A 22,453-nucleotide genomic window follows, 5' to 3' on the forward strand; every position below is an offset into this window, starting at 1 on the left:
CGCAGGGGCTGCAGCGGGTCCTGCGGCACCGTCGGCACCGCCTCGCGCGGCCTCGGCCGCGCCCGCCTCCGCCGCGCCCACGAAGGCTGCGCCCACGAAGGCTGCGCCCGCGGTGACCGCGCCCGCGGTGGCTGCGGCCGCCTCCACTGCCGCAGCGCCGAGTGCGCCCGCACCTACGGCCGCAGCGCCGACCGTTCCCGCGCGGATCTCCGCCGGGCCGGTGGGCTCGGCGCCCACGGCACCGCGGCAGGCGCCCATCCCCTCGGGACCGGTGCCGCCGTCGGCGCGCAAGGACTCGCCGCTGGACGTCTTCGAGGAGGAGGACGGAAAGCGCCGCTGGCCGAAGCGCCTGCTCATCGCGCTGGGCGTCGTTGTCGTGCTCGCCGCGGCGTACGTCGGGGCGTCGTACGCGCTGGCCGACCGCGTGCCGCGCGGCGCGACCGTGGCGGGCGTCGACATCGGTGGCCTGCCGTCGGACGAGGCGGTCGCGCGGTTGGACGAGGAGCTGGCGGACGCGACGACGCAGCCGATCGAGGTCGTCGCCAACGACGTGCAGGCGACGATCGACCCGGCTGCGGCCGGGCTGACGTTCGACGCGCAGGCGACGGTCGACCAGCTGACGGGCGTCGACCTGGGTGAGCCCGTGCGGCTCTGGCAGCACCTCGTGGGCGTCGGCGAGCACGAGCCGGTGACGTCCGTCGACGAGGACGCCCTGGCCGCCGCGCTCAGTGACCTCAGCACCTCGCTCGCCCTCGCGCCCGTGGACGGCACGATCGTGTTCGTCGACGCCTCGGCGCAGTCCACCGACGCGGTGGACGGCTGGAACCTGGACCAGGCCGGCGCCGCGGACGTGCTCAGCGACGACTGGCTCGTCGCCGCCCGCCCGATCGAGCTGCCCACCGTGGCGGTCGAGCCGGACATCACGCAGGCCGAGACGGACGCGGCCCTGGTCGAGGCGCAGAAGGTGACGTCGGCGCCGGTCTCGGTCGAGGTGGCGGACCAGCTCGCGCTGCTCGACACGGCGACGCTGGCGGCGAACGCCTCCTACGTGCCGACCGACGGCAACCTGGTGCTCCAGATGAACGGGCAGGGCCTGTCGGACGCCGTCCTCGCGCAGCTGCCGGGTCTGCTCACGGCGTCCGCGGACGCGCACTTCGAGTTCGTCAACGACGCCCCGGTCATCGTGCCGGGGACGCCGGGCACGTCGCTCGACCCCGCCGCGCTGGCCACCTCGGTCGCCGCCGCGGCCACCTCGGGCGACCGGACGGCGCAGGTCGAGCTGGTCCAGGCCGACCCGTCGCAGTCGACCGCGGAGCTCGAGGCGCTGGGGGTCAAGGAGATCGTCTCCGAGTTCTCCACCCCGCTGACCAGCGAGCCGCGCCGCACGGTGAACATCACGAACGGGGCGAGCAAGATCAGCGGCACGCTGATCCGTCCCGGTGAGACGTTCAGCCTGACGAACGCCCTCGGCCCGATCGACGCCGCGCACGGCTTCGTCGAGGCCGGCGCGATCGTCAGCGGCGAGCACACCGACGCGTGGGGCGGCGGCCTGAGCCAGATCTCGACGACCACGTACAACGCCGCGTTCCTGGCTGGTTTCGAGGACATCGAGCACCGCCCGCACAGCGAGTGGTTCGCGCGGTACCCCGAGGGTCGCGAGGCGACGATCTTCACCGGCACGCTCGACATGCGCTGGAAGAACAACACGCCGTACGGCGCGCTGGTGCAGGCGTGGGTCTCCGGCGGCCGGGTGTACGTCCGGGTGTGGGGCACCAAGTACTGGACGGTCGAGTCGATCACCAGCCCGCGCTCGGGCGTCGTCAACCCCACGACCGTGTACTCCCAGTCGCCCACGTGCGAGGCGTCGGCTGCCGGCAACCCCGGCTTCTCGGTGACCGTGACGCGCAAGACGTCGCTGAACGGCGAGCTGAAGAAGACCGAGTCCAACTCGTGGCGCTACAAGCCGCAGAACAAGATCATCTGCGGGCCGGCGCCCACGCCCGCCGCGACGCCGTAGCTACGCGCCCGACGGCCGGTGACGCCGGTCGGCGGGCGCGGCGGGCACCAGCTTGCTGAGCACGATGTCGGACGCCGGCACGCGCACGTCCCCGCGTCGGGTGCGCACCAGGACGCCGTCGTCGTCGACCGCGAGCACCTCGCCGAGCACGTCGGTGTGCCGGGGGACGTGCAGGTCAGGGTGCTCGGGGTGCGGCTCGGGCAGGTCGTCGCGGAGGCGTCGGACCACGACGCGGTCGCCCGGCGACCAGGTCCGCCACCCGTCGGCGGTCATCGGTGTCCCGCTCGTGGACAGCGCGTCGCGGGCCTGTGCATGTAGGCGATACTAGGAGGACCCCTGGCCTGTGGAGGACTGACCGTGACGTATGTGATCGCCGAGCCTTGCGTGGACGTCAAGGACAAGGCGTGCATCGAGGAATGTCCCGTGGACTGCATCTACGAGGGCAAGCGATCGCTGTACATCCACCCGGACGAGTGCGTCGACTGCGGTGCGTGCGAGCCGGTCTGCCCGGTCGAGGCCATCTACTACGAGGACGACGTCCCCGAGCAGTGGACCGAGTACTACAAGGCGAACGTCGAGTTCTTCGACGACCTCGGCTCGCCGGGCGGTGCGGCGAAGATGGGTGAGATCGACAAGGACCACCCGATCATCGCCACCCTGCCGCTGCGCGTGCACGGCGAGTGACGCCCGCCCGATGGGCCTGCTGACCTCGGACCTGCCGGACTTTCCCTGGGACACCCTGACCCCGTTCGCCGAGCGGGCTCGGGCGTACCCGGGCGGCATCGTCGACCTCTCCGTCGGCACCCCGGTGGACCCGACGCCCGAGGTGGTCCGCGAGGCCCTGACCGACGCGGCGGACGCACCCGGCTACCCGACGACGCACGGCACGCCCGCCCTGCGGCGGGCCGTCGTCGACTGGTTCGCCCGTCGGCGCGGGGTCCGCGGCCTCGACCCGGCGGCGGTGCTGCCGACGGTCGGCTCGAAAGAGCTGGTCGCCTTCCTGCCGTCGCTGCTGGGCCTCGGTGCGGGCGACGTCGTGCTGCACCCGTCCGCGGCCTACCCGACGTACGACGTCGGCGCGCGGCTCGCCGGCGCGACGCCCGAACCGACCGACGACCCCGCCGGCCGGCTCGCCGGCAGCCCGGACGTGCGACTCGTCTGGCTCAACTCGCCCGGCAACCCGGACGGCTCGGTGCTCGGTGTCGACCAGCTGCGCGCGGTCGTCGACGCGGCGCGGTCGTCGGCCCAGCCCGTGGTCGTGGCCTCCGACGAGTGCTACGCCGAGCTGGCGTGGGACGAGCCGTGGGCGTCGAGCGGGGTGCCGAGCATCCTCGACCCGCGGGTCACGGGCGGCGACCTCACCGGCCTGCTCGCGGTCTACTCGCTGTCCAAGCAGTCGAACCTCGCGGGCTACCGCGCGGCCTTCGTCGCCGGCGACCCCGCGCTGGTGGCCCGCCTGCTCGAGATCCGCAAGCACGCCGGGATGATCGTGCCCGGCCCGGTGCAGGCCGCGACCGCCGCCGCTCTCGCCGACGACGAGCACGTCGCCGCGCAGCGGGCCGTCTACGGTCGCCGGCGCCGGGTGCTGCGCGCGGCGTTCGAGAGCGCGGGCTACGCCGTCGACCGCTCGCACGCCGGGCTGTACCTCTGGGTACGCCCGGAGTCCGGCGGGCAGGACAGCTGGGCGACCGTCGCGGACCTGGCCGGGCTCGGCATCCTCGTCGCCCCCGGCGCGTTCTACGGCGACGCCGAGCACGTGCGGGTGGCGTTGACCGCCTCCGACGAGCGGATCGCCGAGGCTGCCGCGAGACTTTCCGGGGCATGACGCCTCGCCTGTGATCGTGGTCACACCGGTACCAACGTCTCGTCGAGGATTGGTCACGGAACGTTCCGCGCAGGTACCGTCGATCCACGCCAACGGGGGCTCGCACGCGCAGGTCCCGGCGGCCTAGCACGCACAGACGCCGACGCACCGGACGCGCGGGACAACCCCGCCGTGGCCGGGAGTCGCAGGAGAGGAACACCATGTCGGACGTCGTCACCTCACCGGTCCAGCTGATCGTCGACGGCCAGTCGAAGGACCTGCCGATCGTGACCGCGACCGAGGGCAACGACGGGATCGTCGTCTCCTCGCTCCTGCGTGACACGGGCAAGGTGACGGTGGACCCGGGGTTCATGAACACCGCGTCGTGCGAGTCGAAGATCACCTACATCGACGGCGACGAGGGCATCCTGCGCTACCGCGGCTACCCCATCGAGCAGCTTGCCGAGCACTCCACGTTCCTCGAGGTCGCGTACCTGCTCATCCACGGGGCGCTGCCGACGACGGCCGAGCTCGAGGCGTTCGAGGAGCGGGTCAACCGCCACACGCTGGTGCACGAGGACTTCCGCACGTTCATGGGGACGTTCCCGCGCAACGCGCACCCGATGGCCGTGATGTCGTCCGCGATCAACGCGCTGTCGACGTTCTACCCGGAGTCGCTGGACCCGTTCGACCCGGAGACCGTCGAGCTGGCCACGGTGCTGATCCTGGCCAAGACGCGCACCATCACGTCGTACGTGCACCGGGCGTCCAAGGGCGAGCCGCTGCTGTACCCCGACTACTCGCGCGGGTACGTCGAGGACTTCCTGCGGATGACGTTCGCCGTGCCGTACCAGCAGTACGAGGCCGACCCGAAGGTGGTCGCCGCGCTCGACCAGCTGCTCATCCTGCACGCCGACCACGAGCAGAACTGCTCCACCTCGACGGTGCGCATCGTCGGCTCCAGCCACGCGAACCTCTACGCGTCCGTGGCCGCCGGCATCAACGCGCTGTCCGGCCCGCTGCACGGTGGCGCCAACGAGGCCGTGCTGAAGATGCTGACGGAGATCCAGGCCAACGGCGGCGACGCCACCGAGTTCATGAAGCGCGTGAAGAACAAGGAGCCCGGCGTCCGGCTCATGGGCTTCGGGCACCGCGTCTACAAGAACTACGACCCGCGCGCGGCGATCGTGAAGAAGAGCGCGGACTCGGTCCTCGAGGCACTGGGCGGCAACGACCAGCTGCTCGACCTCGCGATGGGCCTCGAGGAGATCGCCCTCTCCGACGACTACTTCATCTCGCGCAAGCTGTACCCGAACGTCGACTTCTACACCGGCCTGATCTACCGCGCGATGGGCTTCTCCGACGAGATGTTCACGCCGCTGTTCGCGCTCGGTCGCATGCCGGGCTGGATCGCGCAGTGGCGCGAGATGATGACCGACCCGCAGACGAAGATCGGCCGTCCGCGGCAGATCTACACCGGTGCCACGGCGCGGGACTACGTCGAGGTCGACGCCCGCTAGCCCGCCAGCTGCAGCCGGACGCTCCCCGCGGGGAGCGGGCCGGCGCTGGGCGCCCAGGTGTTCTGCTCGCGGTCCCAGGTCTGGTCGGCGACGTCGACCGCGGTGAGCTGGAGGGGTTGCGCCACCGACACGGCCCACTGCGCCACCGCCCAGTCGAGGCGCGCGCGGTCTGCGGCGGCGCCGACGGCGGAGGTGTCGAGCACCAGCGCGGTGCCGCCCTCGGGCAGCGGCGTGGCCGTCACGGGGACGGTGCCGAGGTCCCGCTGCACCCGGGCGACGACCGCGTCGGCGGAGGCCGCCGCCGGGTCAGGGGCGTGCAGGCGGCACGTGAGGATGGCGGGTGACCAGCCGGTGAGCGCCGACGCCCAGGCGCGGGCCCGGGTCTCGTGCTGGGCGTACGCCTCGGGAAAGCCGGAGCGCTGCACGGCCTGCGCGGCCTCGGTGATCGGCAGGTTCTCGTAGCCGTCGATCTTGACCAGGCCGTCGTAGAAGCGTCCGGTCGCGTACACGGGGTCCTGCACCTGCTCCTCGGTGCCCCAGCCCTGCGACGGCCGCTGCTGGAACAGGCCCAAAGAGTCCCGGTCGCCGTGCGCGATGTTCACCAGCTTCGACTCCTGCAGGGCGGTGGCCAGCGCGATGGTCACCGCCCGGGCCGGCAGCCCGCGCTGGATGCCGACGGCGGCGATGAGGGCGGCGTTCTGGGCCTGGTCAGGGTTGAGCGACCACCGGGTGCCGTCGACCTCGGCGAAGCACAGCTCCGCGGCGGGCGGCGCGGGGTGGGACCGCGAGAGGGCGACGACGACGGCCGCCACCCCGGCCACGAGCACCGCCAGCACCAGCACGACCGCGCAGCCCGCGCGCCGCGCCCTCCGACGCCGGCGAGCGCTCACTCGTTGGCGTGCAGCGTGGCGTTGAGCTGGACGCCCGAGCCCGCGCGCGCGACGGCCTCGACGCCGCCGGTCAGGGAGTTGCGGCGGAACAGCACACCGTCGCGGCCGGCCAGCTCGCGCGCCTTGACCACGCGCGGGGAGTCCTCGAACCCGATCAGCGCCACCTTGGTGCCGGCCGTCACGTAGAGGCCTGCCTCGACCACGCAGTCGTCGCCGAGGGGGATGCCCACGCCCGCGTTGGCCCCGAGCAGCGTCCGCCGACCGATGGAGACCACCTCGCGCCCGCCGCCGGACAGCGTGCCCATGATCGAGGCACCGCCACCGATGTCCGACCCGTCACCGACCACGACGCCCGCGGAGACCCGGCCCTCGATCATCGACGTGCCCAGCGTGCCCGCGTTGAAGTTGACGAACCCCTCGTGCATGACGGTGGTGCCGGCAGCGAGGTGCGCGCCGAGCCGGACGCGGTCGGCGTCGGCGATCCGGACCCCGGACGGCAGCACGTAGTCGACCATGCGCGGGAACTTGTCGACGCCGAGCACCGTGGGGGCGACGCCCGTCGCCGCGCGGATGCGGCCGCGCGTCTCGTCGAAGCCGTCGACGGCGCAGGGCCCGCGGTCGGTCCACACCACGTTGGGCAGGACGTTGAACAGGCCCTCGAGGTTCTGCCCGTGCGGCTGGACCAGGCGGTGGGAGAGCAGGTGGAGCCGCAGGTAGGCGTCGGCGGTGTCGGTCAGCGGGGCGTCGAGGTCGGTGACGGTGAGCACCACCTCGACGCGGACGCCCCGTGCCTCGTCGACGCGCGCGGCCGCCTCGAGCACGTCCGGCGCGGCGGCGTCGTCCGCGGGCGAACCCAGCGCGGGTGACGGGTACCAGACGTCGAGGGTGGTGCCGTCGTCGGTCACCGTGGCCAGGCCGAATCCCCAGGCCGTCCGTGCAGTCATGGCGACAACCCTAGGTCAAAGGCGGACCCCGGCATGGTCACGGTGGAGCCGGAGGTGAACGCAACGCGACGAACGGGGGACCCGCGGGTCGTGGAGGCCCGCGCGACCTAGAGTCGGCCCATGAGCGACGACGGTCTGTCCGCACCGGGGCACGGCTACCGCAAGGGGCCGGTCCTGCTGCGCGGCGAGCAGATCCCCAAGACCACCTCCGACCAGCGGCTGCTCAGCGGCGCGGGCGGCGCCGACTGGGTGCACGGCGACCCGTGGCGCGTGATGCGGATCCAGAGCGAGTTCGTCGAGGGCTTCGGTGCGCTCGCGGAGGTCGGCCCCGCGGTCAGCGTCTTCGGTTCCGCGCGGGTGCCCGTCGACCACCCCGACTACGCCACCGGCATGGAGGTCGCGCGGCTGCTCGTCGGGGCGGGGTACGCGGTCATCACGGGCGGCGGTCCCGGGATCATGGAGGCCGCCAACCGGGGCGCGCTCGAGGCGGGCGGCCTGTCGGTCGGGCTGGGCATCGAGCTGCCGTTCGAGCAGGGCATGAACGACTACGTCGAGCTGGGCGTGAACTTCCGGTACTTCTTCGCGCGCAAGACGATGTTCGTGAAGTACTCCGAGGGCTTCGTCGTGATGCCCGGCGGGTTCGGCACGTTCGACGAGCTCTTCGAGGCGCTCACCCTGGTGCAGACGCACAAGGTGATCAGCTTCCCGATCGTGCTCGTGGGACGCGCCTACTGGCAGGGGCTCGTCGACTGGGTGAGCTCGTCCGTGCTGGACCGCGGCATGATCTCCGCCGCCGACCTGGAGCTGCTCAAGGTCGTCGACACCGCGCAGGAGGCCGTCGACATCGTCCTCGAGCGGGGCGCGCAGCTGCGGGCCGAGGAGGAGGCGGCCGCGGCCGAGACGGCTCGGGCGCAGCAGGCCGCCGAGGAATCCTCCCGGTGACCACACCCGCGCCGGGCGCCCGGCTGCGGCTCCGCGGCCGCTGGATCGGTGCCGACAGGCCCGTGGTCATGGCGGTGATCAACCGGACGCCGGACTCCTTCTACGCTCCGGCGCGGTTCGACGACGCCGCGGCGGACGATGCGGTGGCGCGCGCGGTCGAGGAGGGTGCGGACCTGGTCGACCTGGGCGGGGTCCGCGCGGGCCGCGGCCCTCGCGTCGAGGCCGACGAGGAGATCGCCCGCGTGATCCCGCTGGTCCGGCGCGTGCGTGCGCGGTTCCCGGACCTGCCGATCAGCGTCGACACGTGGCGCGCGGAGGTGGCCCGAGCGGCTGCCGACGAGGGCGCGGACCTGGTCAACGACACGTGGGCCGGCCACGACCCCACGCTCATGGAGGTCGCCGCCGAGCGCGGGCTCGGCATCGTCTGCTCGCACACCGGCGGCGTGCGCCCGCGCACCGACCCCTTCCGCGTGGAGTACCCGGGTCCCGAGCCGATCGACGGCGTGCTCGACGACGTCCTCCGCACGGTCTCGGCGGCAGCCCAGCGGGCCGTCTCCCTCGGCATCGACCCCGCGAGCGTGCTCGTCGACCCCACGCACGACTTCGGCAAGAACACCTGGCACTCGCTGCACCTGGTCCGGCGGACGGAAGCGCTGGTCGCGCTCGGCTTCCCCGTGCTCATGGCGTTCTCGCGCAAGGACTTCGTCGGCGAGACCCTCGACCTGCCCGCCGAGGAGCGGCTGGAGGGCACGCTGGCGGCGACGGCCGTCGCCGCGTGGCTCGGCGCCCGGGTCTTCCGGGCGCACGACGTGCGCGCCACGCGACGCACCCTCGATATGGTCGCCAGCATCCGCGGGGACCGACCCCCGGCCCGGGCGGTCAGGGGGCTGGCGTGAGCGAGGTGCAGCAGGTCGACGGGCCGACGGCGGAACCCGTCGCGGCCGGCGCCTGGGCCTGGGCAGCGAGCCGGCCCTGGTGGGTCCAGGTCCTCGCCGTCTACGCCGCCGCGCGGCTGTTCACCACGGTCGTGTTCCTGTGGGTGGCGAGCGTGCAGGGCCAGAACGCGTGGACCGGTCCGCACCCGCACTACTTCCCCTACGTCGGGTTCATGTTCGACGGCTCCTGGTACCGGACCGTCGCGGAGAACGGGTACCCGGCCGAGCTGCCGCGCGACGCCCAGGGCCTGGTGCAGCAGAACGCGTGGGCGTTCTTCCCGCTCTTCCCGATGCTCGCGCGCGGCCTGATGCAGCTCACGGGGGGACCGTGGGAGGTCGTCGCCCCGCTGCTCGCCACGGTGCTCGGCGCCGGGGCCGTGCTGGTCATCCACCGGACCGTGGTCCGCGGCGCGCCGCGCGCGGTCGCCGCGCGCCCGGGCCTGCCGCTGGCCACCGTCGCGCTGGTGAGCGTCTTCCCGACCGCCGCGGTGCTGCAGACCGCGTACACCGAGGCGCTGGCGCTGCTGCTCATCGCGGGCGCGCTGCTGCTGCTCCTGCGGCGCGACTACTGGTGGATGGCGCTCGTCGTCGTCGCCCTGGGGTTCACGCGCGCCGTCGCCCTGCCGATGGCCGCCGTCGTCGTCGTGCACGCCGCCGTGCGCTGGTGGGGATCGCGCCGCGGGACGGACACCTTCACCTGGCTCACGGGCGTCGGCCTGGCCGCGCTCGCGCTCCTGGCCGCCGCGTCGGGGCTGCTGTGGCCGGCGATCTGCGGCTGGGTCACCGGCGTGCCCGACGGCTACCTGCAGACCCAGGAGGCGTGGCGCGGCGTCCGGGAGGTCGCGCCGTTCGGCGGCTGGACCTACGTGCCGCAGTTCTGGTTCGGGCCGTGGGCGTGGCTCGTCGTCGTGCTGGGCTTCGCGCTGGTGATCGCGGTCCTCGTGGTGCCGGCCGCGTGGCGCCTGGGCAACGAGCTGCACACCTGGGCCGCCGCGTACGTCGTCTACATCGCCGCGGTGGTCGAGCCGGGCAGCAGCCTCGCGCGGTTCCTGCTCCTCGCGTTCCCCCTCGGCGCGGTCACCGCGGGCGTCGTGGCGCGGCCGCCCGCCGCGCGCCGGTGGTGGCTCGGCGCGGTCATCGTGCTCATGCTCGGCCTCCAGGTGCTCTGGGTCCGGCAGATGTGGCACGCGAACCCGGTGGCCGACTGGCCGCCGTGATCGGCTCCCGCGCGGCGCCGGTCGGACTGGACGTACGTCCGATCGGTGGCCTGACCGGCATCCGGACAGGTGAGGGCGCTGGGGTGAACTAGGATGGTCCCCGGACAACCGGTAGACGAGGCCCACGTGGAGCGCGCAAAAACGCCCTCACGAGCCGCGCACCGGACGCACGAGCGAAGGAGAGGCCCCGCATGGCCGCGATGAAGCCGAGGACCGGTGACGGCCCGCTCGAGGTCACGAAGGAGGGGCGCGGCATCGTGATGCGCGTGCCGCTCGAGGGCGGTGGACGGCTGGTGGTCGAGCTCAACGCGACCGAGGCCGCGGAGCTGGGTGAGGCCCTGACGTCCGTCGTCAGCTGACGATGGCACGGGCAGGTACGGCATCGGGACGGTCACAGGTCGGGCGCACACCGCCCGCGGTGACCGTCTCCGGCGGCAGCATCGCCACCACGACGCTGCTCACCGACGGGTCGACGGACGCCGTCGCGGTCCCCGTGGCCCCCGCGCGAGCGGGGGACGACGCGCTGCGCCCGCTCGAGGGCACGGCGGAGGCCGCGGCGCGCTACGGCGTCGACCTGGCCGAGATCGGCGAGCGCGCCCGGCTGACCGGCGCGGCGGGGGAGGTCTACGTCCTCCAGCTGCCCCGGCCGGTCGGCTCGTCCGTCACCCTGCCGTGGGCCGACCTRCCGCCGCGGCTCGTGCTCGTCGGCGTCGGCGCGGGGCGCCCGGCGGACCTGCGTCGCGCGGGTGCCGCTCTCGCGCGCTCGTCCCGCGGGCTGCGCCGCGTGGTCACCACGCTCGGCGCCGAGGCGCACCAGGACGACTCGGCCGCCGCGAGCGCCGCCCGCTCGGTCGCGGAGGGCTACCTGCTGGCGGCCTACGTCCCGCCCAGCGTCGCGACGCCTCCGACCGGCTCGACGGACGCCGCCGAGCTGGTGCTGCTCGGGCGTGACGGCACGCGCGCGACCGCCGCCGTCGCGGAGGGTCGCACCGCCGCCACCGCGACGTGGCTCGTGCGCGACCTCGCCACGACGCCGTCCAGCACCAAGACGCCGGCATGGCTCGCCGACCAGGCGAAGCGGCTGGGAACGAAGGCCGGGCTCGAGGTGACCGTCCGCGGCACCCGGGAGCTCGCCGCGGAGGGGTTCGGCGGCATCCTCGCCGTCGGCGCCGGCTCGGCGTCGACACCCCGGCTCGTCACCGTCTCGTACACGCCGACGACTGCGGGCGGTCAGCACGTCGTCGTCGTCGGCAAGGGCATCACGTTCGACACCGGTGGGCTGTCGATCAAGCCGCGCGAGGCCATGGTCCCGATGAAGACGGACATGACCGGCGCGGCCGTCGCCCTGGCGACCGTGCTCGGCGCCGCCGCCGCCGGCGTCGCCCACCGCGTCACCGCGGTGCTGCCGCTCGCCGAGAACCACTTCGGCGGCGCCTCGTACCGGCCGGGCGACGTCCTCACGCTGTGGGGTGGCACCACCGTCGAGATCGCCAACACCGACGCGGAGGGCCGCCTCGTCCTGGCCGACGCGCTGGCCTGGGCGGACGCCACCCTCGACCCCGACGTGCTCATCGACGTCGCCACGCTCACCGGCGCCGCGACGCTCGGGCTCGGCAAGCAGCACGCGGCGCTCTACTCCGCCGACGACGACCTGGTGACCGCCCTGGTCGCGGCGGCCGACGCGTCCGGCGAGCTCGCGTGGCACATGCCCCTGGTCGAGGAGTACGAGGAGGCCGTGCGCTCCGACGTCGCCGACCTGCGGCACGTGCCTCTCGACAAGCACATCGGCGGCGGGTCCATCACCGCGGCGCTGTTCCTGCGGCACTTCGTCGGGAAGCGTCGTTGGGCCCACCTCGACATCGCCGGTCCCGCGCGCGCGACCGCGGACAAGCACGAGGTCACCGAGGGCGCGACCGGCTTCGGCGCCCGCCTGCTGCTGCGCTACCTCGACGACCTGCGCTGAGGCCCTCGAACGGCGCGCGCGCCTAGGGTGAGTCGCATGCCGGACGTGCCGCCCCGCCCCGAGCCGTTCACCCTGCGCACCGCCCCTGGCGCGCTCGAGGACCTCCGGGCGCGGCTGCGGGCGACGCGCTGGCCGGACGCCCCGGAGGGCGCCGGGTGGACGCTCGGGACGGACGTCGACCACCTCCGCGACCTGGTCTCCTCCTGGGCCGACGAGTTCGACTGGCCGGCGCAGGAGGCCGCGCTCAACCGGCTGGCGCACTTCCGCGTCACGCTCGGCGGTCTGGGGATCCACTACGTGCACGCGCGGGCCGTAGCGCCGACCGGCCCGGTCCTCCCGCTGGTCCTGACCCACGGCTGGCCGGACTCGTTCTGGCGGTACACCAAGGTGGTCCCGCTCCTCACCGATCCCGGCGCGCACGGCGCCGACCCCGCCGACGCGTTCGACGTGGTGGTCCCCGACGTGCCCGGCTACGGGTACTCGGACCGCCCGACCGGTGCGTCGCTCGACTCCATCGCCGTCGCGGGGCTGTGGGCGGAGCTCATGAGCACCCTCGGCTACCCGCGGTTCGGTGCGGCGGGCGGGGACATCGGCAGCCACGTGAGCCGCTACCTCGCCCTCGACCACCCCGACCGTGTCGTCGCCGTGCACCGCACCGACGCGGGAGTGCCCGTCTTCGACGGCGACCGGTCCGAGCTCTCGGACGAGGAGCAGCGGTTCCTCGACGACGCCGTCGCGTGGGGCGCGACTGAGGGCGCCTACGCCGCGATCCACCGCACCAAGCCGCAGACCGCCGCCGTCGGGCTGACCGACTCGCCGGCCGGGCTGGCGTCGTGGATCGTCGAGAAGCTCCGGGACTGGAGCGGGTGCGAGGGCGACCTCGGACGCAGCTTCACCCGGGACGAGATCTGCACGAACCTGACGATCTACTGGCTCACGGGGAGCATCGGCTCGTCGATGCGGATGTACCGCGCCAACGCCGCGATCCCGCGCGAGCAGCTCACGCGCCGGGTCGAGGTGCCGTCCGGCTTCTCGATCTTCGCCGGCGACGTGGTGCGCCCCCCGCGCGCGTGGCTGGAGCGCGTCGCGAACACCGTGCGTGTGACCGAACCGCCGCGCGGCGGGCACTTCGCGCCGTTCGAGGAGCCGGAGCTCTACGCCCAGGAGCTGCGCGACTTCTTCCGGCCGTACCGGCTCAGCGCTTGACCGCGACCAGCAGGCCGTCGCCGGTGGGCAGGAGCGCGGGGAGCAGGCGGTCGTCGGCGCGGACGACCCGGCCGACCTCGCGGATGGTGGTCGTGGTCTCGTCGCGACGCGCCGGGTCGGCCACCCGGTCGTGCCAGAGGGCGTTGTCGACCGCGAGGACGCCGCCCGGGCGGAGCAGGCGGACGGCCTGCTCGACGTAGCCCGGGTAATTCTCCTTGTCGGCGTCGACGAACACGAGGTCGTAGCCGCCGTCGGTGAGGCGGGGCACGACGTCCAGGGCGCGGCCGGAGATGGTGCGCGTGCGGGTGGGCTTCACACCCTCTTCCACGAACGCCTCCTTGGCGGCGCGCTGGTGCTCGACCTCGAGGTCGATGGTGGTGAGCACGCCGTCGGCGGGCATGCCGCGCAGCAGGTAGAGGGAGCCGACGCCGGCGCCGGTGCCGATCTCCACGACCGCGCGGGCCGCGACGGCCGCCGCCAGCACGCTGAGCGCCGCACCCGAGCCGGGCAGGACCGGCGTGCACCCGAGCTGGGCGGCGCGCTCCCGGGCCCGCAGCACGATGTCGTCCTCCTGCAGGAACTCCTCGCAGTAGACCCAGCTCTGGGCCTTGTCGGTGGAGATGGCTGCCTCCTGGGGCGGGACGACGGGGTGCTGCAACGGTCGCCCGCCAGCGTAGTCGCGGGTCCCCGGTGGACGCGGGAGGCGGTCGGCTCCGCTGAGGGCGGAACTTCTCGGGCCCCGGCGGCGTTCCTACGGTTCGAGCCTCACAGTTCCACCTGGGACACTGGAGCACGATGGCACGCACCGAGGAGACCGACCCCATGAGCACCCAGCCCGCCGCCTGGCAGGCACCGTCATGGGAGGACATCGTGCGCGACCACTCGGCGCGGGTCTACCGGCTCGCCTACCGGCTGACCGGCAACAAGCACGACGCCGAGGACCTCACGCAGGAGACGTTCGTCCGGGTCTTCCGCTCGCTGCACTCCTACACGCCCGGCACGTTCGAGGGCTGGCTGCACCGCATCACCACCAACCTGTTCCTCGACCAGGCCCGCCGCCGCCAGCGCATCCGCATGGACGCGATGGGCGAGGACGCCGAGCGCTACGCCTCGGGTGACCAGCTGGGCGCGCCGGAGCGCGCGTTCGAGCACGGCAACCTGGACCTCGACATCCAGAAGGCTCTCGACGACCTGCCGCCCGAGTACCGCGCCGCCGTGGTGCTCTGCGACATCGAGGGGCTGTCCTACGAGGAGATCGCGGTCACGCTCGGCATCAAGCTGGGCACCGTCCGCTCCCGCATCCATCGCGCCCGCGCGCGCCTGCGCGTCTCGCTCGAGCACCGGGCCCCGGGGGCCCTCCTCGCCGCCGACGCCGACACCCCGCTGACGGTGCTCGGATGAGCCACCTCGGGTCGCGGATCAGCGCGCTGGTCGACGGGCAGCTCTCCGTGGCGGACACCGAGCGGGCCCTCGCCCACGTCGCCGTCTGCCCCGAGTGCTCCGCCGAGCTGGCCGCGTCGCGCGCTGCGCGCCGTGCGCTGGCGTCGGCCGACGAGGTCGCGCCCGCCCCGGACCTCACCGCGCGACTCCTCTCGCTCGCGGGCAGCACCGAGCCGTTCGTCGGCGATCCCTTCGCGCCGCCGGTCCGGCAGTCGCGCGACGAGCTCGCGTCCTACGGCGTCGCCAGCGGTGGCCTCGGAGCCCGCGGCTGGCGGTCCGGCGCGAACCTGCGCGGAGACGTCGCCCAGCGCCGGTCCTCCGTGCGGCTCGCGGCCGGCTCCATGGCGGGCCTCGGCGCCGTCGCCGCGATGCTCTTCGTGCTGGGGGAGCGGCCCGACGTCGTCCCCACCGTGCACCCGGGCTCCGACCTCAGCCTCCTGGGCCAGGCGGTGACCGTCGACCCGGCCACGCGCAGCGGCTCGATCGGCACCGCCGCGTGGCCCGTGGTCGCCGACCAGCAGCCGGACGCCGAGACCGCCTCGTGGCTCCGTGCGCACGAGTGGTCGTTCCCGCAGGAGCTGCCCGACGGCTGGTCCGTCACCGCCGTCCGGTGGTCCGGGGACGACGCGAGCGTCCTCGAGGTGGACGTGCTCGGACCCGACGGCGCCTCGCTGGTGGTCACCGAGCAGCAGGGCCGGCTCGACACGACGGCGCTGGCCGGCGCCCCCACGGGCGTGGTCGGCGGCCGCGAGGTGTACGTGCTGTCGTACGAACCGTGGCACGTGGTCTGGCAGGCCGACGCGACCGTCGTCCAGGTGGTCGGCTCGCAGTCGTCCGACGACGCCGCGACACTTGTGGGAGCCTTTCCGGGCGGCGCCTTCGACGACGGCGTGCCCGCGCGGATCACGCGGGGCTGGGACACCGTGACAGGAGCGCTCGAGCGGCCATGACGACCCCCGACGACGACGCGCAGCCGGCTGCGGGACCCGACGCGGACCGCCCGACGGACGCGCCGCCGCCCAGCCCGTTCGTCTCGCCGTCGGGCCGGCGGGAGCTTCCCCCGTCGCCGGAGCCGTCCCCGGTCGCACCTCTCGCACCCGCTTCGGATGCGCCCACGCCGCCCGCGCCCGCCGATCCCCGGGTCGGCGCCGTCCACGCGCCCGGCGCGCACTGGTCCGTCCCGCACGGATCCGTGCCCGCCTACACACCCCCGCCGGTCTACCCGACGCCCGCCGCGGGCGCCGAGCAGTCGCCGTACGCACCGCCGAACCCGACCGGACCCGGCGCGCAGCAGCCGGCGGGTGCCGCGCACTGGCAGGGCGTCCCGTATGCCACCGGGCCGGCCGAGCCCGCGCAGCCCCACGCCGCGACGGGCGTCCCGCACACCGTCGTGCTGCACCGCAAGCGTCGGCGCACGCTCTCGATGGCGTGGGTGGTGCCCCTGGTCATCCTCGCCCTGGTCGCGGGCGCGATCGGCGGCATCGTCGGCGCCCGGGTGACCAAGGACGACCACCTCGCCGACGCCGGTCTGCCGGTGGCCGCGGAGGGTGCCGGGACCGTCGAGCGAGCGCCGGACTCCGTCGCCGGCATCGCCGCGGGGGTGCTGCCGAGCGTCGTCTCCATCCAGGTCGACGGGCCGCAGGGCAGCGCCACCGGATCGGGCTTCGTGCTCCGCGGCGACGGGTACCTCATCACCAACAACCACGTGATCGCCCAGGCGAAGGAGGCGGCGTCGACGACGATCACCGTCACGTTCGTCGACGGCAGCGAGCAGGCCGCGTCGATCGTCGGCAGCACGTCCGACTACGACCTGGCCGTCCTCAAGGTCGACGTCGACGGCCTCACCCCCCTCCTGCTCGGCGACTCCGACGCCGTCGTGGTCGGGGACGCCGTCGTGGCCGTGGGTGCGCCCCTCGGGCTCGCCGGCACCGTGACCACGGGCATCGTCAGCGCGCTCAACCGGCCGGTGTCGGCCGGCGAGGCGACCGAGACGGACCGCCAGGCATTCATCAACGCCATCCAGACCGACGCCGCGATCAACCCCGGCAACTCCGGCGGCCCCCTGGTGAACGCCGCCGGCGAGGTCATCGGCATCAACTCCGCGATCGCCCAGCCGCCGGGGTCCACCGCCCTCGTCGGCGGCAGCATCGGCCTCGGCTTCGCCATCCCGTCCAACCAGGTGCGGCGCACCGCCGACCAGCTCATCGAGACCGGCCACGCCACCTACCCGATCATCGGCGTGCTCCTCGACGACCGGTACTCCGGCGAGGGTGTGCAGGTGTCGGACGACTCGCAGGCCGGCCAGCAGCCGATCACCGCCGACGGCCCCGCCGAACGGGCCGGCATCCACCCCGGCGACATCATCCTGGCGATCGACGGCCGGCCCGTGACCGACCCCGACGAACTCATCGTGGCCATCCGCGCGCGCACCCCCGGCGACACGATCGTGCTGCACGTGCGCAGCGGCTCCAACGAGCGCGACGTCCGCGTGAAGCTCGACGAGTCGCCGACGAACTGACCCCGGGACCCCGTGCTCAGGGGCGAGAGGTACTCTGAACCGGTGTTCGGGATCAACGGCGGAGAGCTGCTCGTGCTGCTCGTCGTCGCCGCGTTGGTCATCGGCCCCGAGCGGCTCCCGGGCTACGCCGAGCAGCTGGGCCTGTGGGTCCGCAAGGGGCGCACGTTCATCCGCGAGGCCAAGGCGCGCGTCGACGAGGAGCTGGGCCCCGAGGTCGGCGACGTCGACTGGTCGGCGCTCGACCCGCGCAAGTACGACCCGCGGCGCATCGTGCGTGACGCCCTCCTGGAGGACGACCCGATCCGACCCGTGAGCACGCCGGCGACCCGGCCGGTGACGGGAGCCGCCGCAGCGCGCGCGGCGACGGGCGCAACGGCGGCCGCCGCGACGAGCCCCCCGAGACCGACGCCGTACGACGACGAGGCGACCTGACGCCGGTCGTCCTGCCCGCCCCCTCCCGCCGGGACGGAACCCGCACAGCCGGGCCTTCCCACCCTGACAGAATGGTCCGATGGTCTTGGCGCCGCAGCAGTCGCGCATCTTCTCCGGGATGCAGCCCACGTCCGACTCCCTCCAGCTGGGCAACTACCTCGGCGCGCTGACCCAGTGGGTCGCCCTCCAGGAGGACCACGACGCGCTCTACTGCGTGGTCGACCTGCACGCGCTGACCGTGAGCCCCGACCCGTCGGTGCTGCGTGATCGCACCCGACGGACCGCAGCGCAGTACCTGGCCGCGGGCGTCGACCCCGCGCGGTCGATCCTGTTCGTGCAGTCGCAGGTGCCGGAGCACGCGGAGCTCGCGTGGCTGCTGTCGTGCCACACCGGGTTCGGCGAGGCCAACCGGATGACGCAGTTCAAGGACAAGTCGGGGAAGCACGGCAGCGAGGGGACCACCGTCGGGCTCTTCACGTACCCGGTGCTCATGGCGGCCGACATCCTGCTGTACGACACGAACCTCGTGCCCGTGGGCGAGGACCAGCGTCAGCACCTCGAGCTCACGCGGGACCTGGCGCAGCGCCTGAACTCCCGGTTCGGGCCGGACACGGTCGTGGTGCCGGAGCCGCACATCGTCAAGGCGACGGCCAAGATCTACGACCTGCAGGACCCGACGGCCAAGATGAGCAAGTCGGCGGAGAGCCCGAACGGGCTGATCGAGCTGCTGGACGACCCCAAGGTCGTCGCCAAGCGCATCCGGTCCGCGGTGACGGACGCGGGCCGGGAGATCCGGTTCGACCCCGAGGGGAAGCCGGGCGTCTCCAACCTGCTCACCATCTACTCCGCCCTCACTGGCCGCGAGATCCCCGCGCTCGAGGCCGAGTACGCGGGCAAGGGCTACGGCGATCTCAAGGTCGACCTGGCCGCCGTCGTGGTCGACTTCCTGACGCCCTTCCAGGCGCGCGTGCACGGGTACCTGTCCGACCCGGCGTCGCTCGACGACGTGCTGGCCGACGGTGCCGACCGCGCGCGCGAGCTGGCGGGCGCCACGCTCGAGCGGCTCTACGACAGGAGCGGTCTGCTCCCGCGCCGGTCCCGCGCGCGAGTCGGCGCGTGAGGCTGCCGGAGCGATCCGGCGACCAGGTCCGGATCGGCGTCGCGATCACCGTGCCCGAGCCGTACGGCTCGGTGCTGCAGGCCGCGCGGGCCCGGTTCGGCGACCCGTGGGCGGAGTTCATCCCCCCGCACATCACGCTGCTGGGCCCCACGGTGATCGAGCACGACGAGATCACGTCCGTCGACGAGCACCTGGCCGCCGTGGCCGGGCGGCACGCCCCGTTCGTCGTCAGGCTGCGCGGCACGGCGACCTTCCGACCGGTGTCGCCGGTGGTGTTCGTCCAGGTGGCCGCCGGGGCGGACGCGTGCGCGGGGCTCGAGCGCAGCGTCCGGTCGGGCGTGCTCGCCCAGGAGCTCCGGTTCCGGTACCACCCGCACGTGACTGTGGCGCACGAGGTGCCCGAACCCCAGCTCGACGCGGCGTCCGCGGGACTGGCGGACTTCGATGCGTCGTTCGTCGTGGACAGCTTCCACAGCTACGCGCACGGCGACGACGGCGTGTGGCGGCCGGCGCGTGACTTCGGCCTCACCGGTTCGCCCGCAGATGCCGGGGTCATCGCCGCGACCTAGGGTCGGCTCATGACGGCCGACGAGAGCACCGCGCGCGCGGACCAGACCGGTCCTGCCGCGGGTGGGGGGGCGGCCCACGCGCGCGCCGCGGCGATCGCACCGGACCGGACGGAGGCCGCGCCGAGTCGCTCGCTGGTCGAGAAGGCGAAGGCGCTGCTCGAGTGGTGGAAGCACACGCGGCCGGCCCGGGCGAACGCCCGCTTCGGCGCGCGCAGCGGAGGCGTGCTCACCGGGGGGATCGCGTACGCCGCGCTCTTCTCGGTGTTCGCCGCCCTGACCATCGGCTACACGGTGTTCATGGCGGTGCTCGGCAACAACGACGAGCTCCGCCAGAAGGTGCTCGACGCGCTGGACGCCTACCTGCCCGGGCTGATCGACACCGGCGACGGGTCCGGCGGGATGATCAAGCCCGGCGACCTCGTGCTCAGTGGCAGCCTCACCCTCGCCGGCATCATCGCCGTGATCGTGCTGCTGCTCAGCGCCATCGCCGCGATGGCCGCCCTGCGCACGGCGGTCCGGGCGATGTTCGCGTCCGACGGTCCGGGCGGGAACGCGGTGCTCGGCAAGGCGCGCGAGCTCGGCGGGTTCGTCGGCATGGCGATCGCGGTGCTGCTCTCGGCCGTCCTGACCACGAGTGTCGCCAGCGCGGCGTCGTGGGTCCTCGACGCCCTCGGCTGGGGCAGCGCCGCCACCTTCGTGCTGCGGGCGCTGGGCATCGTCGTCGCGTTCGTGATCGACGCGGCGATCTTCCTGCTCGTCGTCAAGGTTCTCGCCGGGGAGAACCCCCCGTGGCGGGACCTCTGGCGGGGAGCCGTGATCGCGGGTGTCGGTATCGGTGTGGTGCGCATCCTGGGCACGGCCGTGGTCGCCGGCAGCGTGAGCAAGAACCCGCTGTTCGCGTCGGTCGCCGTGATCGTGACGCTGCTGGTCTGGATCAACCTCATCGCACGGATCGTGCTCCTCGCGGCGGCGTGGACCGCGGACCCGCCGTACGTCGACCCCGCGGCCGGCGAGGCCCAACCCGTGGCCCCGACGGCCTGACGCCCCGCACCCGTCGCGGGCACAGACGCCCCTCGGACGAGCGCCTGTACCGGGCTCGCACGCGGACCTAGGGTCAGCGCATGGCAGCCGACGAGACGAGCGCCGCGGTGGCCGCGGGCGGAGGGCGCGGCGTCGCGGCGTCGGTGGACCGGGCGCGGCCCGCCGACCGGGCGTCGCTCGGCGCCCGCGCCGCCGCCCTGGTCGCCTGGTGGAAGCACACCCGACCCGGCCGGGCCAACGCGCGGTTCCGCGCCCGCAGCGGCGGCGTGCTGTCGGGCGGCATCGCGTACGCGGCCCTGTTCTCCGTGTTCGCCGCGCTGACCATCAGCTACACGGCGTTCGTCGCGGTCCTCGGCGACAACGACGAGCTGCGGGCCAGGGTGCTGGACGCGTTCGACGCCACGTATCCGCACCTGCTCGACACCGGCGACGGCCAGGGCGCGATCGATCCGAGCGCCCTCGAGCTGTCCACGAACCTGACGGTGGCGGGCATCGTCGCCGTCGTCGTCCTGCTGCTCAGTGCGATCGCCGCGATGACGGCCCTGCGCCGGTCCGTGCGCGCGATGTTCGCCACCGAGTTCGGCGGCAACCCGATGATCGGCAAGGCGCGCGACCTCGGCGGGTTCGTCGGGATGGTGGTCGCGGTGCTGCTCTCCGCGCTGCTCACCACGGGCGTCGGCACGGTGGCCTCGTGGCTCCTCGACGCCCTCGGCTGGACCGGCCTGACGACGGTCGTGCTGCGGACGCTCGGCGTCCTCGTCGCGCTCGTCGTCGACGCCGCGCTCTTCGTCCTCGTCGTCAAGGTGCTGGCCGCCGAGAACCCGCCGTGGCGCGACCTGCGCCGGGGTGCGGTGATCGCGGCCGTCGGCCTCGGGATCGTGCGGACGCTCGGCACGAGCGTCGTCGCCGGGAGCGTCAGCAAGAACCCGCTGTTCACCTCGGTCGCGGTCCTCGTCACCCTGCTGGTGTGGGTCAACCTGATCGCCCGGATCATGCTGCTCGCCGCCGCCTGGACCGCGGACCCGCCGTACGTCGAGCCCCCGGGCACGGCCGCGAGGGTGGGCGCCGCCTGAGGGACGGGATCAGCCCGCGTCGTCCAGCGCTCGGTGCAGTTCCGGCAGGCGACCGGCCAGCACCACCAGCCGCGCTCGGGTGCTTGCGGGCTCGCCCATCTCGCCGAGCCGGAGCATGCCCGGGTCGCCCGCCTCCTGCGCCGCCGCGATGCGGTCGGCGGCGTCGGTCATGCGCGTGACGACGTGGTCGAGCACCTCGTGCGGGTCGAGGCCGCCGTAGCCGTCCGCGATCGTGCGGAGCACGTGGGCGACCTCGTCGGCGTCGGCGTCGGGGAAGAGGACCGCCGAGTTCCACGCGAAGATCCCGACGTCGTCCATCGGGATCCCCGGGCCGGCGACGTCCCAGTCGAACACGCCCACCAGCTCGTCGCCGTCGAACGCCATGTTGTACATCGCGCTGTCGTGGTGGCAGACGATCTCGCCGGGACGCAGGGCGCGCTCGGCGAACCGCCACCGCCGGCTGTCCCGCGGGAAGCCCGCGACGGCCGCGTGGTACGACCGCAGCCACCGCATCGCCGACCGGACCTGGCCGTCGCTCAGCGGCTCACGGCCGATGTCGAGCACGCGGCCCGGCAGGAACGTGAGGATCTCGCGGCCCCGGTCGTCGACGCCCAGCACGCGCGGGATCCGGGGGAGCCCCGCGGTGGCGAGGAACTCGAGCAGCTCGTGCACCGCGGGCGTCCACGGGCCCGTGGGGCGGCGCACGGTGTCGCCGACGCGGACGGCGCCGCCGACGTTCCCGCCGGGGAGCGGGACCTCGTCGGGGCTGTCCGGGGTGGCGGGGGAGTCCGGGATCACGGGCGATGATCCCGCGCGGACGCC

At 73.9% G+C, this 22,453-nt stretch carries 24 protein-coding genes; 18 read left to right on the forward strand and 6 right to left on the reverse strand.

Annotated features, from left to right (window positions below):
* Positions 1–237, reverse strand: a 237-nt coding sequence (locus AC1DQC_RS05955; protein ID WP_477050301.1) for a hypothetical protein, incomplete at its 3' end; no start/stop codon positions are given.
* 34 nt (positions 238–271) lie between these two features.
* On the opposite strand from AC1DQC_RS05955, the gene AC1DQC_RS05960 reads away from it, so the two are divergent.
* Positions 272–2,017 carry a VanW family protein gene (locus AC1DQC_RS05960; protein WP_477050302.1) on the forward strand — a complete coding sequence of 582 codons (1,746 nt, stop codon included), beginning with the start codon at positions 272–274 and terminating at the stop codon, positions 2,015–2,017.
* Here AC1DQC_RS05960 and AC1DQC_RS05965 read toward each other — a convergent pair whose 3' ends face one another.
* The gene (locus AC1DQC_RS05965) at positions 2,018–2,290 is read right to left on the reverse strand and encodes a hypothetical protein (protein WP_477050303.1); all 273 of its coding nucleotides are present in this window, start codon (positions 2,288–2,290) and stop codon (positions 2,018–2,020) included.
* Between the two features lie 84 nt (positions 2,291–2,374).
* On the opposite strand from AC1DQC_RS05965, the gene fdxA reads away from it, so the two are divergent.
* The 3 genes from fdxA to AC1DQC_RS05980 all read left to right on the forward strand — a co-directional run bounded on the left by fdxA (position 2,375) and on the right by AC1DQC_RS05980 (position 5,341).
* Entirely contained in the window at positions 2,375–2,701 is a 327-nt protein-coding gene (gene fdxA, locus AC1DQC_RS05970; RefSeq protein WP_426594590.1) for a ferredoxin, read from the forward strand.
* Positions 2,702–2,711: 10 nt separating this feature from the next.
* Positions 2,712–3,842 carry a succinyldiaminopimelate transaminase gene (gene dapC / locus AC1DQC_RS05975; RefSeq protein ID WP_477050304.1) on the forward strand — a complete coding sequence of 377 codons (1,131 nt, stop codon included), beginning with the start codon at positions 2,712–2,714 and terminating at the stop codon, positions 3,840–3,842.
* A 200-nt stretch (positions 3,843–4,042) separates the two neighbouring features.
* Entirely contained in the window at positions 4,043–5,341 is a 1,299-nt protein-coding gene (locus tag AC1DQC_RS05980; RefSeq protein ID WP_477050305.1) for a citrate synthase, read from the forward strand.
* Here AC1DQC_RS05980 and AC1DQC_RS05985 read toward each other — a convergent pair.
* Both AC1DQC_RS05985 and dapD read right to left on the reverse strand, forming a co-directional pair.
* Positions 5,338–6,231, reverse strand: coding sequence for a hypothetical protein (locus AC1DQC_RS05985; RefSeq protein WP_477050306.1), 894 nt, complete (start codon positions 6,229–6,231; stop codon positions 5,338–5,340). The two genes, AC1DQC_RS05980 and AC1DQC_RS05985, sit on opposite strands and share 4 nt — an antisense overlap.
* Positions 6,228–7,175, reverse strand: a complete 948-nt coding sequence (gene dapD, locus AC1DQC_RS05990) for a 2,3,4,5-tetrahydropyridine-2,6-dicarboxylate N-succinyltransferase (RefSeq protein ID WP_477050307.1) — start codon at positions 7,173–7,175, stop codon at positions 6,228–6,230. The genes AC1DQC_RS05985 and dapD overlap by 4 nt, the downstream gene beginning before the upstream one ends.
* 120 nt (positions 7,176–7,295) lie before the next feature.
* Here dapD and AC1DQC_RS05995 point away from each other — a divergent pair, with 120 nt between their 5' ends.
* From AC1DQC_RS05995 to AC1DQC_RS06020, 6 genes are all read left to right on the forward strand, one after another.
* Positions 7,296–8,117 (forward strand): LOG family protein, encoded by an 822-nt coding sequence (locus AC1DQC_RS05995; RefSeq protein ID WP_477050308.1) that lies wholly within the window; start codon positions 7,296–7,298, stop codon positions 8,115–8,117.
* Entirely contained in the window at positions 8,114–9,013 is a 900-nt protein-coding gene (gene folP / locus AC1DQC_RS06000; RefSeq protein ID WP_477050309.1) for a dihydropteroate synthase, read from the forward strand. The genes AC1DQC_RS05995 and folP overlap by 4 nt, the downstream gene beginning before the upstream one ends.
* Positions 9,010–10,269, forward strand: a complete 1,260-nt coding sequence (locus tag AC1DQC_RS06005) for a hypothetical protein (protein ID WP_477050310.1) — start codon at positions 9,010–9,012, stop codon at positions 10,267–10,269. Before folP ends, AC1DQC_RS06005 begins: the two co-directional genes overlap by 4 nt.
* A gap of 191 nt (positions 10,270–10,460) precedes the next feature.
* Complete coding sequence (locus tag AC1DQC_RS06010; protein ID WP_013772033.1) at positions 10,461–10,628, forward strand: DUF3117 domain-containing protein; 168 nt, start codon at positions 10,461–10,463, stop codon at positions 10,626–10,628.
* Positions 10,629–10,630: 2 nt separating this feature from the next.
* The gene (locus AC1DQC_RS06015; RefSeq protein ID WP_477050311.1) at positions 10,631–12,232 is read left to right on the forward strand and encodes a leucyl aminopeptidase family protein; all 1,602 of its coding nucleotides are present in this window, start codon (positions 10,631–10,633) and stop codon (positions 12,230–12,232) included.
* A gap of 36 nt (positions 12,233–12,268) precedes the next feature.
* Positions 12,269–13,438: an epoxide hydrolase family protein gene (locus AC1DQC_RS06020; protein WP_477050312.1), complete on the forward strand. Its 1,170-nt coding sequence runs from the start codon at positions 12,269–12,271 to the stop codon at positions 13,436–13,438.
* Here AC1DQC_RS06020 and AC1DQC_RS06025 read toward each other — a convergent pair.
* A complete protein-coding gene (locus AC1DQC_RS06025) occupies positions 13,428–14,060 on the reverse strand; it encodes an O-methyltransferase (RefSeq protein ID WP_477050406.1) in 633 nt (210 codons plus the stop codon). The two genes, AC1DQC_RS06020 and AC1DQC_RS06025, sit on opposite strands and share 11 nt — an antisense overlap.
* A 200-nt stretch (positions 14,061–14,260) precedes the next feature.
* Between AC1DQC_RS06025 and sigE the strand changes: the two genes are divergently transcribed.
* The 8 genes from sigE to AC1DQC_RS06065 all read left to right on the forward strand — a co-directional run bounded on the left by sigE (position 14,261) and on the right by AC1DQC_RS06065 (position 21,631).
* The gene (gene sigE / locus AC1DQC_RS06030) at positions 14,261–14,839 is read left to right on the forward strand and encodes an RNA polymerase sigma factor SigE (RefSeq protein WP_477050313.1); all 579 of its coding nucleotides are present in this window, start codon (positions 14,261–14,263) and stop codon (positions 14,837–14,839) included.
* The gene (locus AC1DQC_RS06035) at positions 14,836–15,828 is read left to right on the forward strand and encodes a zf-HC2 domain-containing protein (protein ID WP_477050314.1); all 993 of its coding nucleotides are present in this window, start codon (positions 14,836–14,838) and stop codon (positions 15,826–15,828) included. Before sigE ends, AC1DQC_RS06035 begins: the two co-directional genes overlap by 4 nt.
* Positions 15,825–17,396: a S1C family serine protease gene (locus tag AC1DQC_RS06040; RefSeq protein ID WP_477050315.1), complete on the forward strand. Its 1,572-nt coding sequence runs from the start codon at positions 15,825–15,827 to the stop codon at positions 17,394–17,396. Before AC1DQC_RS06035 ends, AC1DQC_RS06040 begins: the two co-directional genes overlap by 4 nt.
* Before the next feature lie 42 nt (positions 17,397–17,438).
* Positions 17,439–17,828, forward strand: a complete 390-nt coding sequence (locus AC1DQC_RS06045; protein WP_477050316.1) for a twin-arginine translocase TatA/TatE family subunit — start codon at positions 17,439–17,441, stop codon at positions 17,826–17,828.
* A 79-nt stretch (positions 17,829–17,907) separates the two neighbouring features.
* Positions 17,908–18,948, forward strand: a complete 1,041-nt coding sequence (trpS, locus tag AC1DQC_RS06050; protein WP_477050317.1) for a tryptophan--tRNA ligase — start codon at positions 17,908–17,910, stop codon at positions 18,946–18,948.
* Positions 18,945–19,517: a 2'-5' RNA ligase family protein gene (locus AC1DQC_RS06055; protein ID WP_477050318.1), complete on the forward strand. Its 573-nt coding sequence runs from the start codon at positions 18,945–18,947 to the stop codon at positions 19,515–19,517. Before trpS ends, AC1DQC_RS06055 begins: the two co-directional genes overlap by 4 nt.
* A gap of 9 nt (positions 19,518–19,526) precedes the next feature.
* Positions 19,527–20,558 carry a YihY/virulence factor BrkB family protein gene (locus tag AC1DQC_RS06060; RefSeq protein WP_477050319.1) on the forward strand — a complete coding sequence of 344 codons (1,032 nt, stop codon included), beginning with the start codon at positions 19,527–19,529 and terminating at the stop codon, positions 20,556–20,558.
* An 80-nt stretch (positions 20,559–20,638) separates the two neighbouring features.
* On the forward strand, positions 20,639–21,631 hold the full coding sequence (locus AC1DQC_RS06065; protein WP_477050320.1) for a YihY/virulence factor BrkB family protein: 993 nt from the start codon (positions 20,639–20,641) through the stop codon (positions 21,629–21,631).
* A gap of 9 nt (positions 21,632–21,640) precedes the next feature.
* Here AC1DQC_RS06065 and AC1DQC_RS06070 read toward each other — a convergent pair whose 3' ends face one another.
* Positions 21,641–22,429, reverse strand: a complete 789-nt coding sequence (locus tag AC1DQC_RS06070) for a phosphotransferase (protein ID WP_477050321.1) — start codon at positions 22,427–22,429, stop codon at positions 21,641–21,643.
* Positions 22,430–22,453: the final 24 nt, after the last annotated feature.

The sequence above is a fragment of the Cellulomonas sp. P4_H12 genome, from assembly GCF_056400905.1.